Source organism: Alcanivorax sp. (assembly GCF_040118815.1).
In the GTDB taxonomy this organism is placed as follows: domain Bacteria; phylum Pseudomonadota; class Gammaproteobacteria; order Pseudomonadales; family Alcanivoracaceae; genus Alcanivorax.
The window spans coordinates 250,283-262,776 of the sequence record NZ_JBEDTC010000019.1; the positions used below are offsets into that span (position 1 = coordinate 250,283).

Annotated in this window: 13 protein-coding genes; 5 read left to right on the forward strand and 8 right to left on the reverse strand. The window is 59.3% G+C overall.

Annotated features, from left to right (window positions below; all coding sequences use genetic code 11):
- Positions 1–16 precede the first annotated feature (16 nt).
- Positions 17–733 carry an anti-sigma factor gene (locus tag ABNH18_RS15015; protein ID WP_349383616.1) on the reverse strand — a complete coding sequence of 239 codons (717 nt, stop codon included), beginning with the start codon at positions 731–733 and terminating at the stop codon, positions 17–19.
- Entirely contained in the window at positions 730–1,275 is a 546-nt protein-coding gene (locus ABNH18_RS15020) for a sigma-70 family RNA polymerase sigma factor (protein ID WP_349383617.1), read from the reverse strand. The genes ABNH18_RS15015 and ABNH18_RS15020 overlap by 4 nt, the downstream gene beginning before the upstream one ends.
- A gap of 168 nt (positions 1,276–1,443) precedes the next feature.
- On the opposite strand from ABNH18_RS15020, the gene ABNH18_RS15025 reads away from it, so the two are divergent.
- From ABNH18_RS15025 to ABNH18_RS15040, 4 genes are read left to right on the forward strand one after another with little or no spacing between them, the layout of a single operon-like run.
- A complete protein-coding gene (locus ABNH18_RS15025) occupies positions 1,444–2,964 on the forward strand; it encodes a DUF4331 domain-containing protein (protein ID WP_349383618.1) in 1,521 nt (506 codons plus the stop codon).
- A 25-nt stretch (positions 2,965–2,989) separates the two neighbouring features.
- Positions 2,990–3,229 carry a hypothetical protein gene (locus ABNH18_RS15030; protein ID WP_349383619.1) on the forward strand — a complete coding sequence of 80 codons (240 nt, stop codon included), beginning with the start codon at positions 2,990–2,992 and terminating at the stop codon, positions 3,227–3,229.
- Positions 3,216–4,379, forward strand: a complete 1,164-nt coding sequence (locus ABNH18_RS15035) for a tetratricopeptide repeat protein (RefSeq protein ID WP_349383620.1) — start codon at positions 3,216–3,218, stop codon at positions 4,377–4,379. Before ABNH18_RS15030 ends, ABNH18_RS15035 begins: the two co-directional genes overlap by 14 nt.
- Positions 4,376–5,494 (forward strand): HupE/UreJ family protein, encoded by a 1,119-nt coding sequence (locus ABNH18_RS15040; protein WP_349383621.1) that lies wholly within the window; start codon positions 4,376–4,378, stop codon positions 5,492–5,494. The genes ABNH18_RS15035 and ABNH18_RS15040 overlap by 4 nt, the downstream gene beginning before the upstream one ends.
- 356 nt (positions 5,495–5,850) lie before the next feature.
- On the opposite strand, the gene ABNH18_RS15045 is transcribed toward ABNH18_RS15040, so the two are convergent.
- A complete protein-coding gene (locus ABNH18_RS15045; RefSeq protein WP_349383622.1) occupies positions 5,851–7,017 on the reverse strand; it encodes an acetyl-CoA C-acetyltransferase in 1,167 nt (388 codons plus the stop codon).
- A gap of 408 nt (positions 7,018–7,425) precedes the next feature.
- Here ABNH18_RS15045 and ABNH18_RS15050 point away from each other — a divergent pair, with 408 nt between their 5' ends.
- On the forward strand, positions 7,426–8,589 hold the full coding sequence (locus ABNH18_RS15050) for a lipid A deacylase LpxR family protein (protein WP_349383623.1): 1,164 nt from the start codon (positions 7,426–7,428) through the stop codon (positions 8,587–8,589).
- A gap of 114 nt (positions 8,590–8,703) precedes the next feature.
- On the opposite strand, the gene ABNH18_RS15055 is transcribed toward ABNH18_RS15050, so the two are convergent.
- From ABNH18_RS15055 to ABNH18_RS15075, 5 genes are all read right to left on the reverse strand, one after another.
- Positions 8,704–9,117: a YciI family protein gene (locus ABNH18_RS15055; protein ID WP_349383624.1), complete on the reverse strand. Its 414-nt coding sequence runs from the start codon at positions 9,115–9,117 to the stop codon at positions 8,704–8,706.
- A 35-nt stretch (positions 9,118–9,152) separates the two neighbouring features.
- The gene (locus ABNH18_RS15060; protein ID WP_349383625.1) at positions 9,153–9,626 is read right to left on the reverse strand and encodes a YybH family protein; all 474 of its coding nucleotides are present in this window, start codon (positions 9,624–9,626) and stop codon (positions 9,153–9,155) included.
- A 109-nt stretch (positions 9,627–9,735) separates the two neighbouring features.
- Positions 9,736–10,998 (reverse strand): RNA polymerase sigma factor, encoded by a 1,263-nt coding sequence (locus tag ABNH18_RS15065; protein ID WP_349383626.1) that lies wholly within the window; start codon positions 10,996–10,998, stop codon positions 9,736–9,738.
- Positions 10,999–11,003: 5 nt separating this feature from the next.
- Positions 11,004–11,384, reverse strand: coding sequence for a sirohydrochlorin chelatase (locus tag ABNH18_RS15070; protein WP_349383627.1), 381 nt, complete (start codon positions 11,382–11,384; stop codon positions 11,004–11,006).
- A 178-nt stretch (positions 11,385–11,562) separates the two neighbouring features.
- On the reverse strand, positions 11,563–12,471 hold the full coding sequence (locus ABNH18_RS15075) for a histone deacetylase family protein (RefSeq protein ID WP_349383628.1): 909 nt from the start codon (positions 12,469–12,471) through the stop codon (positions 11,563–11,565).
- Positions 12,472–12,494: the final 23 nt, after the last annotated feature.

Genomic DNA, 12,494 nt, shown 5'->3' on the forward strand with positions numbered 1-12,494 from the left:
CATCACGCCACTGGCCTTACAAGTCCACTAGCTTGGTCTGATACACCACCGGCCCGGTAGGTTGCCCCGTCGGCGAACCGCCATGGGGTTCCAGGCTGATCGCCAGGGAACGGGATTGCAGCAATTGCGTTACCTGCTCATTGCTCAGCGTGATCCGCAACTCAGCCCCCTGAGTCGGCAACACCGACAGCGACACCGGCACTCCGGATTCCGGCAACAACCACAATTCGAAATCCTGATCATGGCTTGCCGGCAACGTGGGCGGCAGCGAGCGCAACGTAAGGCTATGATCTCCCCGGGACGCGTTTAGCACCCACAAAGGCTGCGCCTGCGCGCTCTGCACCACACCCACCAAACCACTCACCGTGGCCTCCGGCGGCACCGGCGTCCAGATCAACAACGCCATCAACCCGAGCACAGCAATGCCCGTTGTCCAGCGCCAGGGCAGCACCGACTGCCACAAGGGCTCTGTTTGGGCACTGGTTTCAGGCGCGGTAACAGAAGACGGAAACAGCCGGCGCTCCACTGCCTCCCAGGCATCCGCCGGCGGCTGCAAGCTGGGCGCCGATTCATTGAACGGCTGTAAACGCCGCTCCCATAACCAGACTTGCCGCCGCAATTTCGGCGACACCATCATCCAGCGCTCGAAACGCCTGCGCGCAGCACCGTGCAAGGTCCCCACCACATACTCTGCCGCCAGCGCATGGTTACGCTCGTGATTATCCGGCTTCATGGCCCCAGGCACCGACGCAATACGCTGAGCCCGCGGCGCACCCAGCTTTTCGTGGTACCCAGAGGCTGGCCCATGGCAACGGCCAACTCCTGATGGGTAAACCCCCGGAAGTAGGCCATCTCGATACTGTTCCGGTAGCGCTCATCCAGATCGCGCAAGCAGTCACTCAAGCGCTGCCGATCCACCATGTCTCCGGCATTCTGCATGGGCCCCGGCTTGTCGCAGGCATGATTCTGCGCCACCGAATCGAACTCCACATCGATACGCCGCCGACGCAGTGCATCCAGCCCCCGGTAGCGACAGATGGACATCATCCAGGTGAGCACCGAGCCCCGGTCCGCATGGTATTCACCGGCGTGATGCCATACTTGTATATAGGTTTCCTGCAGCACGTCATTGGCCTCGTCATTGTCACGCAGCAATTGCATGCACTGCCCATACACCGCACGGCTGGTTTGTTGATACAGCCCTGCAAAGGCAGCGCGATCTCCCTGCGCCACTTTTGCCAGCTGATCCACCAGCATGCCTTCCCTTGCTGCCATAACGAGGTTCTCCGGACGCGCCGTTGAGGTGACCTCCTTAATGACAGCTTATCTGTTAGTAATACGTGAAAAATCGCATAACGGATGCAGAAAAAAACAAAATATTTTTTGCATCCGGCAATCACCCTGCTGCGTACCGTAGAGAACACAAATAAAAGGAGTGTTCGTATGTTACGCCGCCCTGTTCTCTTACCCGCGGTCTGCACCGCAGCCGCGCTACTGGCCAGCAGCACTGCGCTGGCATCCAGCCACCGCGAGGCCCCATTCATTACCGGCATGCCCAAAGTCGATGGCACGGACTTCTACATGTTCAACAGCTATGAGTCCGGCCGTGATGGGTATGTGACCCTGATCGCCAACTACCTGCCGCTGCAGGATGCCTACGGCGGTCCCAATTATTTCTCCTTGGACGATGACGCCATTTACGAAATTCATATCGATAATGACGGCAACGCCATGGAAGACATTACCTTCCAGTTCCAATTCAATACGGAACGGAAAAACGCCACGGTCAATGTGGGCGGCACTGACGTGCCGGTACCGCTGATCAACATCGGCGCCATCACCGCCAACGACACCAGCGCCCAGAACGTGCTGGAAAGTTACACCGTAAAAATGATCACCGGCGATCGCCGTACTGGTAACGTGCAAAGCATCACCAATGCCGGCAGCGGCGAAGACACCTTTGCCAAACCAGTGGACAACATCGGCACCAAATCCATCGCCGATTACGCCACCTATGCCGACAACTTTATTTACGATGTCACCCTTCCGGACTGCCCCATGCCCGGCAAGGTATTCGTTGGCCAACGCCAGGAAGGCTTTGTGGTGAACCTGGGCGAAGTGTTTGATCTGGTTGCCCTCAACCCACTGGGCGCCCGTGATTCGCGCAGCAACACCATCGGCGACAAGAACGTCACCAGCCTGGCCCTGGAAGTGCCGGCGGACTGCCTGACCGGTGACAATACGGTCATCGGTGGCTGGACCACCGCCAGCATCCGCCAAGCCAGCGTGATCAACCCGGCGCCACAAGGTTCCGATGTCACCGCCAGTGCCGATGCTAAAGGCCCGGCCGTCAAAGGCGGCGCCTATACCCAGGTATCCCGTCTCGGTTCACCACTGGTGAACGAGGTGGTGATCGGCCTGCCCGACAAGGACCGCTTCAACGCCAGCGAGCCTAAGGACGATGGCCAGTTCGCCACCTATGTGACCAACCCCAGCCTGCCGGCCTTGGTGAATGTGCTATTCAGCGTGCCTGCTCCGGAAACCCCGCGTAACGATCTGGTTACCGTATTCCTCACCGGCGTCCCCGGTGTCACCCAACTTCCCACCGTTACCGCCAGCGAAATGCTGCGTCTGAATACCGGTATTCCGGCCACTGCCGCAGGTGCCCAGGTGGACCTCGGTGTTGCCGGCGGCGACTTTGCCGGTTTCCCCAACGGTCGTCGCCCGGTCGATGACGTGGTGGATATCGCCCTCACCGCGGCCGAAGGTTTCCTCTGCGGGGCGGACGTGAATGGCGCCGATCCCGGTGGTGAAATCGGTAATTGCGGCACCCAGGACAGCCAGGTCAACGGCGGCGCCATCGTCAATGACGGTGCCCTGCCCGACCCGGCCGCCTACCTGACCATGTTCCCGTACCTGAACACACCGCTGCCCGGTGCCGATAACGTGGCCGCCGCGCCGTAACCGCGCCCCATTACAGGAGGACATCATGCGTTTATTACTGGCAACCACAGTTTCACTGGCCACCCTCGGGCTTGTTGCCTGCGGAGGTGACAATGACAACGACCCGCCGCCACCCAGAGCGCAAGCCACGGTGGACTACACGGCCTTTGTGAAAACCCAGCTGGCCGCCACCAGCGATACCACCGACCCGGTTACCGTGAACAACCTGCGTTTCCGGAACCAAACCGACACCAACGAGGATGCCTATAACAGTGTCCTGGACTAACCCCCAAACAGGCCGCCGATTTCCGGCGGCCTTACTCATTCTCTGTGGGGGGCTGCTGGCCGCAACGGCACAGGCAGCCCCCTACACCCCTGACACTAACGCCACGGTGCTGGCCACCCTGTCAGAATCACAACAGGCACTGACGCCCTCCAGTCCGCCGCAAAACGAGGCCGATGCACTACGCCTGGCCCGCGCCCAGATTGATTACGGCCGCCAGCAGGGCGACCCACGCTTTCTTGGCTACGCACAACGCACCCTGGCGCCGTTTTCCCAGCCACCGTCACCGGCGGTGAACCTGTTATGGGCGGACATTGAGCAACAACGCCACCAGTTCAGCCAGGCCCGAATTCGCCTGACTGCCTTACTGGAACAGCACCCCAAGCAGGGTCAGGGTTGGCTGATGCTGGCCAACATTGAGCGAGTACAAGGCCAGTTCGATGCTGCCCGGCAAGCCTGTCGTCAGGCCGCCAACAGCCTGCCGCCAACAACTGTGGTGTTGTGCCAGGCCAGCGTGCAGGCCATGACAGGCCAACATCAGCACGCCTACGCCACACTGCAGTCACTGGCCGACAGCCGTCTGGTCAGCGACACAACCCAGGCCGTCTGGTTACAGATCCTGATCGCCGAAATGGCCATTCAGCAGGGCGAACCGGAACGCGCGCAGCAGGCGCTGGATGCAGCCCTGACCCTCGCTCCCCAGGATGCCTATTTACGCTACCTGCAAAGCGACCTGTGGCTACAGGAAGGAAAGCCCGACGCCGTGATTGATGATCTGAAAAACTGGCAGGACCGGGACAATGCCCTGCTGCGTCTGGCCATTGCCGGCCAACGTAGCCAACACCCCCACGCCAGCCAGTGGCAACAGGCCTACCAACAACGCCTGCAAGCGGCTGAAGAAACCGGCCGCAGCGTGCACCAACGCGAACAGGCCCGTTACCTGCTCCAAGTCGTCCCGTCGCCCAACGAGGCCCTCACCGTAGCCCGGGAAAACTGGGAGCAGCAAAAGGAACTGGCCGATCTACGCCTGTTGCTCGCGTCGGCCACGGCCGCCGACAACGCCGATGCCCAAGCCACCGTCCGGGATTTCATCGATAGTCACGGCGTCCATGACGCCATTCTCCAAGCGAGCGGGTCGGAGGTTCAACCATGAAGCATGGCCTGATAGTGATGCTGCTTCTCGCCTGCGCCCCGGCGTTTGCCCATAAGCCCAGCGACAGCTACCTGACCCTGAACAGCACCTCCGACAGCCCACAAATCGACGGACGCTGGGACATTGCCTTGCGCGACCTGCAACTGGTGGTCGATTTGGACAGCAACGACGATGGCGACATCACCTGGGGGGAACTGCGCAGCCGCCAGCCCGAACTGGCACAGCAAGTTCTGCCGATGCTCACCGTTCAGGCCGGGCAAGGCGACGCCCGCCAATCCTGCCCGCTCACGCTCACGGGCCTACAGGCCAATGAGCATGTGGATGGTACCTACGCCGCCCTGCATTTCCAGGGCGACTGCGCCGTGGCACCGACACAGCTGGCTGTTGGCTATCGTTTCCTGTTCGACCGGGACCCCAGCCACCATGGCCTGCTCAAGGCCAACCACGACGGCACCGAACTGGCGGTCACTTTCAGTGACAATCAACGCAGCCACCAGCTCGATACCAGCCGCACCGGGCAATGGCATGCCTTTCAGGGGTTTGTGCATCAGGGCATTCACCACATCCTGATTGGCTACGACCACATCCTGTTCCTGTTGACCTTGCTGTTCCCCGCCGTGCTCATCTGGCAGCGCGGCCGCTGGCAACCGGCGCCCACCATGGGCGGCGCACTGACCCAGACCCTGGCCATCGTCACCGCCTTTACTGTCACCCACTCACTGACTCTGGCGCTGGCCACACTGGGTATCATCACCCTGCCCGCCTGGCTGGTGGAGTCGGCCATCGCCCTTACCGTCGCCCTCGGCGCCGCCGCCAACCTGCTGCCGGGGCTGTTCCCGAAACGCTGGATCATGGCCTTCGTATTCGGCCTGGTGCACGGGCTGGGGTTTGCCTCGGTACTGGCAGACCTGGGGCTAATGGGGGACGGCATTGTGTTGCCGCTGCTGGGCTTCAATATCGGCGTGGAACTGGGTCAGATCGCCATCGTGCTGCTGTTTGTGCCGCTAGCTTATCTGGCGCGGGATACGACGCTGTACAAGCGTGTCTTTGTGCCGGTGGGCTCGGTGGCCATCATGGTGCTGGCCGGGGTTTGGCTGGTAGAAAGGCTCAGCTGATTCGCTCTCCGGCGCACCATAGAGGGTGGTCTGCTAGCGTTCCTGCCACTGGCGAGGAAACGGTATCGAGATACGAGTGATGAGTTGCGAAAGGCAAAACCCAAGATCCGAAGAGAGGGCTTGCGGTTCTGAACTTCGCTCCTCGAAACGCGTGACTCATCACTGCCCTTTCACCATGCAAGCATGGCTTCTACAAATAAAACCTCGCGCACAAAAAAGCCGCTCAGGGAAACCCGGGCGGCTTTTTTTCAAGCTGAAAAACACGAAGGCACCAAGGCACTAAGCTGAATGTCAGATGGCCAGCTACACGCCCGGCCGCGTTTTCACTTTCAACTTTTCACTTTCAACGACAGCATTTACAGCACTTCGATGATGGTCGCGTTGGCGGTGCCCAAGCCTTCACAAATGGCCAGCAAACCGTACTTGCCACCACGGCGTTTTAGTTCATACACCAACGTCCCCATCAGCTTGGAACCGGTGGCCCCCAGCGGGTGCCCCAGCGCCTGGGCGCCGCCATTCACGTTCAGTTTTTCGTAGTCTGCGCCCAGCGCCTTCATCCAGGCCAGCGGCACAGAACCGAACGCTTCATTGACTTCGTACAGGTCGATATCCGCCATGGTCATACCGGCCTGCTTGAGCACTTTCTCAGTGGCCGGGATTGGGCCTTCCAGCACCATGGTTGGGTCGGAGCCCACCACGGCCATAGCGTGAACACGGGCCAGCGGCGTCAGGCCCAGTTCTTTAACGGCTTTCTCGCTGGCAATCATCACCGCCGAGGCACCATCGGTAATCTGGCTGGCGTTGGCGGCGCTGATATGGCCCCCTTCCTGCAACGGCTGCAGCGCCTTGATCGCATCCAGCTCGGCTTCCCAACGGATACCTTCATCCACGGTATGCTCGTCGCTGCTGCCATCTTCCAGGGTAATCGGCACCGGAATGATTTCGTCCTTGAAACGGCCTGCTTCGGTGGCGGCAGCGCCACGCTTGTGAGAATCGTAGGCGAACTGGTCCAGCTCCGCCTTGCTCACTCCGTATTTCTCCGCCATACGCTCAGCGCCATGGAACTGGCTGAACGTTTCGCCCGGGTAGCGCTTGCTGATTTCACCGGTAAACGGGTTGCCCATTTCCTTCACCGCCATCACCGGGGAGCCAATCGGCACCTGACTCATGGATTCCACGCCACCGGCGATGACCAGATCCTGGGTGCCACTCATCACTGCCTGGGCGGCAAAATGGATCGCCTGCTGGGACGATCCGCACTGACGATCGATGGTAACGCCCGGTACGGATTCCGGCAGACAAGAGCTCATGATGGAGGTCCGCGCTACGTTAAAGGTCTGCGGACCGATCTGGCTCACACAGCCAAAAATCACGTCATCCACCTTTTCCGGCGCCACGCCAGTGCGCTCGACCACCGCATCAATAACACGGCCACCCATGTCCGCCGGGTGCACCTTGCTCAACCGACCATTCTTTTTGCCACCCGCGGTACGCACCGCCGCTACGATATATGCCTCTGCCACCATGCTCTCCTTATCATCATTGTCTGTTGAGCGTCAGCCCATGAATATGCTCCGAGGCTACGACGTCTCGGTCGCCAAGCTCAATGACCGAAGAAGACGGCCCGCGTGGGAATCGTGTCATCCGCGAATCAGGGCCTGTTCCGAATAAATCGAAAAATTCGATTAAATGGCCAACTCTATCGCACTGTTTCATCGAACAGCCATCTACGATTCTGGTCCCATTGAAGACACAGCGACGTATTACCTGCGCCGCTGCCGCTGGCAAAACAACAACGCTCTGTAGAAACAGGCAACAACCGCCCAGCAACGCGATATCCAATACGCGCGTGCCGGGCCTACCGTGCGCGTCACTGAATGCAGTCCCGGCGATCCGCTTACGCGATCCCGGAGAAAGACGGATACGGAGCCATGACAGAGACAGACATTGCCGACGGCCTTTTTCGTTCGCCCGGTTTTCCGGCCGCCAGCTTACTGGCGATCACTATGCTGGTGAGCCCCGGGCTGACCGGCGCCGCGGCGCTGTCCGACACCCCGTCCCCGCTGGCCCGGACCGAAAGCCCAGGGTTCGCCGAAACGCGCCCACGCCAACCTCGCCCTCAACCCGAACAGGAAGGCGAAACCGGAAGCTGGGCGCTGACCATGGATAACGACATGCTGGTGCCGGGCAGCCGCGATCAGGATTACACCTACGGCCTCAGCATGGCCGCCACCGGTACCAAGGCGCGCAATTTTTTACTCTCACTGGACACCCCACTAGGCTGGATCGATAACGCTCTAGGCATGAATCGCCTGAATGAAAATCCGGTTCGCGGGCACAGTTTCGAAGCGGGCATTTTCGGCTTTACACCAGAGGAAAAAGGCCAACCTGAACCACTCTATAACGACCGCCCTTTCGCCAGCATGGTGTATATCTCCAGCAGCCGAGTGCAGGTAAATCCCGAGGAGCAGGTGGCCTGGCACAGTACGCTGACCCTGGGGGCTTTGGGGCTGAGTTTGGCCGGCGATATCCAGAATGGCGTGCACAAGGTCATTGGCGCCGAGCGGACGGAAGGCTGGGATCACCAAATCAGTGATGGCGGCGAACCCACTGCTCGCTACGCAGTGGCACGACAGAAAACGCTGCCCGTTTCCAGCGACAATCTGGAAATAAAAAGCACCGTGGAAGGCTCTGTAGGTTACATCACCGAAGCACGCTGGAGCCTAAGCTTCCGCGCCGGGCGCCTGCGCAGCCCCTGGTGGCAAAGTAACCCGGAGCTGACCCGCTACGGCGAGCGCAACAACACCACCGCCACCAGCGAAGATAACGAGCACTACGTATGGGGCGGCATCGCCCTGGTCGGGCGCGCGTACAATGCCTTTCTGCAAGGCCAGTTCCGTGACAGCGAGGTGCGCTACGACAGCGATGAAGTGAACCATGGCGTAGCCGAAGCCTGGCTGGGTTACACCTATGCGTTCAGCAACGGCTACCGGCTCAGCTATGTGCTGCGCGGCCACACCTCAGAACTGAAAGACGGCGTGGGCGACCGCAACGTGCTGTGGGGCGGATTGGTCTTTGCAAAAACCTTTGATTAGGCAATGCCGGAAAAACGGCTTTTCTCTTGTGGTTGTCACACACCGCCGTGATTCGTGATGCAAGCATCTCTTTCCACAGAGAACCAGGGAGTGCTGGGCGTTTTTCCAAGGTTGCTAGTCCGTCACCTGCTCGCTTTCAGATACCGCGTCCGCGTAGGGCACGGCCTGCGACGAGTCGCCATAGATATCCCGCACCGGTCGCACCTCAATACTGCCGTAACGGGCCGGCGGAATACGGCTCGCCACGCGGATAGCATCGTTCAGGTCGTTGGCTTCGATCAGGTAAAAACCCGCCAGTTGCTCCTTGGTTTCTGCAAAAGGGCCATCCGTGACACTCACCTGCCCGTCGCGCAAGCGCACCGTGGTCGCAGTCGACACCGGCTGCAGGGCGGAGCCATCCAGCATGACGCCGGATTCTTGCAGCCCTCCGCTATAGGTCTGACATTCTTGGTTAAGCGATTGCCAGTGGTCATCGCCACGCTCTTGCATGGCGGCTTCGCTGTAGTACACCAAACACAAATAATTCATGACACTTTTCTCCCTTTGCGCCCCTTACTCCAGAATCAGGTATTGGCTACCGGCACCGGCGTATGCGCCGGCTGCCAGCCCATGATCAACTCACCACTGGCGGGATCAAACGCATTGGATAAATGCTCGTGCACAATCCGCCACTGCCCCCCTTGCTGCTGCCACACAAAAGTGCCGCGCATCCAGCCGGTCTGCAGTTCGCCGTTCTCATCGTCGCAACCACAATGAAACAACCCATGACTTACCGCCAGTGCTCCTTCCACGCTCACTTCCATGTCATACATTTCAAAAACCGGCTCGCCATTGCATAGCGCCATGCAACGATCCCAGTGCTGGCGGTAGGCTTCCTCACCACGTACCTGCTGAGCGAGAATCACATCAAAGGAACGGATCGACGGACTGTACAGCGACAACACCCCGTCCCGATCCTGGGCTTTGATCGCGGCCAACCAACGGCAGGTCAGTTCACGGATTGTGGCATGGGCCTGGGTTTCGGTCTGACTGTTCATGGTGTTCTCTCCTTGAAAACGCTTATGTATCAAGGAATCGAAAAGGGATCGGGTATTTCGACAGGGGATTGGTTTTTTTCTGCAGAAAGCGAGCAAGGCATTGAAAAAATCAGCACAACGCCGCCAATCTCCGGCGTAGAAAGCGCTGTTCCGCCGGCTGATTTGCCAGTGCCAGGGCACGTTGATAGGCCTGCCTAGCGGCGTCTTTGCGGCCCAGTTGCCGATGCATATCGGCCACAGCGGCATGGGCCAAGTGGTACTGCTGCAGAGCCTTGTCCTCCAGCAGCGGCTGCAACACAGCCAGACCCGCTTCCGGGCCATCCCGCATGGCCAGGGCCACGGCCCGATTCAATGCTACCACCGGCGTCGGCATCTGCTGCTGGAGCAAGTCATACAAACCGACAATTTCATGCCAATCAGTCTCTGCGCTGGACGGCGACAAAGCATGCACCGCAGCAATCGCGGCCTGCAGGGTATAAGGACCGAAACGCTGAGTACGCAAGGCGTGACGTATCAGCAAATCGGCCCGCTGAATTTCCTCCTGGTCCCACTGGCTACGGTCCTGATCTTCCAGTAGCACCAGCTCCCCATCCGTATCTAGCCGGGTGTGGCGGCGGGCATGGTGCAACAGCATCAGCGCCAACAAGCCCATGGCTTCCGGCTGCGGGTCCGGCAATAAGGTATTGAGAAGCTCGGCCAGTCGAATGGCCTCTTCACTCAGGTCATGGCGCAAGGGGCTGTCGGCGGAGGCAGACAGATAGCCTTCGTTAAACACCAGATAGATCACTTGCAGCACCACTTGCAAGCGCGTCAGCAGTTCATCGCCCTCCGGCACTTCGTAGGGAATACGCGCGTCACGGATCTTGCCCTTGGCGCGCACAATCCGTTGCGCCACGGTGGGCGTTTTCTGCAGGAAAGCGCTGGCAATTTCTTCCGTGGTCAGGCCACACACTTCGCGTAATGTCAGCGCCACCTGCGCTTCCGGGGCCAGGCTAGGATGACAACAGGTAAAGATCAACCGCAGGCGATCATCCTCAATGGCGGCATGCTCTTCCTCCATGGCAACAGTGGCCTGCGCTTCCAGTTGCTCCGCCTGCTGCAGAAGAATCTCGTTATAGCGGGCCCGCCGTCGCAATTGGTCGATGGCCTTGAAGCGACCGGTGGACACCAGCCAGGCGCGGGGCTTTTCCGGGATACCCGCATGTGGCCACTGTTTAAGCGCGGCGATAAAGGCATCCTGTAGCGCTTCTTCTGCCAAGTCGAAATCCCCCAGCAGGCGAATCAATGTGGCCAACACTCGACGTGATTCACGGGCAAACAACTGTTCTATTTTTATTTCAATTTCAATCGCCGTGCCATCCTTGGCAACCATGGTCACTATTCCTGTTCGCCAATATGTTGAAGCATCAACGAGGCAAGCCCACCGGCATTGCCGAAATAATCCAGCAGCTCGATGGACAGCTCCGGGAAACGTTCGCGGGCCTCCTCAATCTGCGCGGGAATATCCTTACCGACATGTTTACCCTTGTTAAAAAACAACGGGTAAAGCTGAACGGTTTTCACCGGCTGATGTTCCAGCTGTTGAATCGCTTCAATCAATGAAGGGGTCGCCAGTTCAAGAAAACAGGGCAACACGGCCACGTATTCCTGCCCGGCGGCGTGGGCTGATTCCGCCACGGTGTCCACCAGCGCACGAAACTCGTCGTTGGCCGTTTCACTGCGGCTGCCATGGGCCATGATCAACAAGGCTTTGGACATGCAATAACCTCCAGGCTCTTATGCAGGAGCGTCGCTGGCAGTGCGAAATAGCAAATTCGAAATACGGGTTGCGAGAAGCGAGTTGCGAAAATCTGAAATTTCCGTTCTTTAAAACTTTGCTTTTCGAGACTCGCTTCTCGCAACTCGCGGCTGCTGTTTCGCGCCGCCAGCGACGCTCCTACAAAAAGGAATGTACTTCAGACGCAGCTTCAACAACGATTGCATGGCGCTGCGCCAGCGCGTCACGATCATCATCGTAGCCGCCCCCGATCACCGTGGCCACAGGAACATTACGCTGACGGCAACGGGCAAGGACGCCCCGGTCGCGATCGGCGATACCCTGCTCGGAAATATGCAGGCGCCCCAATGGATCGTGCTGAAAGATATCCACGCCGGCGTCATAAAAAACCAGATCCGGCTGCACCAGATCCAGCAATTGATCCAGCGTCTCAAACACCGTATCCAGATAATCCTGATCCGTCATACCCAGCGGCAACCCCACATCCAGGTCGCTTTTCATCTTGCGCACCGGAAAGTTTTTCTCGCAATGAATGGAGCAGGTAAAAGCCCGGGGTTCATCAGCCAGCATGGCCGCGGTGCCATCGCCCTGATGCACATCACAATCAAACATCAGTGCTTTTTTCACCATGCCCCGGTCCAGTAACTGGCGCACCGCAAACGCCTGATCATTGAAGATGCAGAAACCGGAACCGAAATCGTAATGGGCGTGATGGGTGCCGCCAGCCAGATGGCAGGCAATACCCTGCTGCAGTGCCAGCTGGGCCGTCATCAAGGTGCCCATGGGGGCAATGCAAGAGCGTTTCATCAAGGCTTCGCTCCAGGGCAACCCCATGCGCCGTAACGCCTTGGCTTCCACGGTGCCGTTCACCATCGCCGATACGTATTGCGGGCAGTGAACCTGACTTAACAGTGTCGCCTTGGCCCGACCGGGGCGGAACTCGTTATCGCCATGGGCAATACCCCGGCTGCGCAGATGGCCATGCAGCCGAGCAAATTTCTCCATGGGGAAACGGTGTTTGCCGGGAAAGGGAAAGCTGTATTCGGGATGATAAACAAGCGGCAGCACGGGCAACCTGACAGGCTGGAGTC

Excerpts from the sequence above, each read along its gene's own strand:
- ABNH18_RS15015 (WP_349383616.1), bottom strand. The coding sequence starts at position 733 with ATGAAGCCGGATAATCACGAGCGTAACCATGCGCTGGCGGCAGAGTAT.
- ABNH18_RS15055 (WP_349383624.1), bottom strand. The coding sequence starts at position 9,117 with ATGAATTATTTGTGTTTGGTGTACTACAGCGAAGCCGCCATGCAAGAG.
- ABNH18_RS15020 (WP_349383617.1), bottom strand. The coding sequence starts at position 1,275 with ATGGCAGCAAGGGAAGGCATGCTGGTGGATCAGCTGGCAAAAGTGGCG.
- ABNH18_RS15050 (WP_349383623.1), top strand. The coding sequence starts at position 7,426 with ATGACAGAGACAGACATTGCCGACGGCCTTTTTCGTTCGCCCGGTTTT.
- ABNH18_RS15070 (WP_349383627.1), bottom strand. The coding sequence starts at position 11,384 with ATGTCCAAAGCCTTGTTGATCATGGCCCATGGCAGCCGCAGTGAAACG.
- ABNH18_RS15065 (WP_349383626.1), bottom strand. The coding sequence starts at position 10,998 with ATGGTTGCCAAGGATGGCACGGCGATTGAAATTGAAATAAAAATAGAA.
- ABNH18_RS15060 (WP_349383625.1), bottom strand. The coding sequence starts at position 9,626 with ATGAACAGTCAGACCGAAACCCAGGCCCATGCCACAATCCGTGAACTG.
- ABNH18_RS15040 (WP_349383621.1), top strand. The coding sequence starts at position 4,376 with ATGAAGCATGGCCTGATAGTGATGCTGCTTCTCGCCTGCGCCCCGGCG.
- ABNH18_RS15025 (WP_349383618.1), top strand. The coding sequence starts at position 1,444 with ATGTTACGCCGCCCTGTTCTCTTACCCGCGGTCTGCACCGCAGCCGCG.
- ABNH18_RS15030 (WP_349383619.1), top strand. The coding sequence starts at position 2,990 with ATGCGTTTATTACTGGCAACCACAGTTTCACTGGCCACCCTCGGGCTT.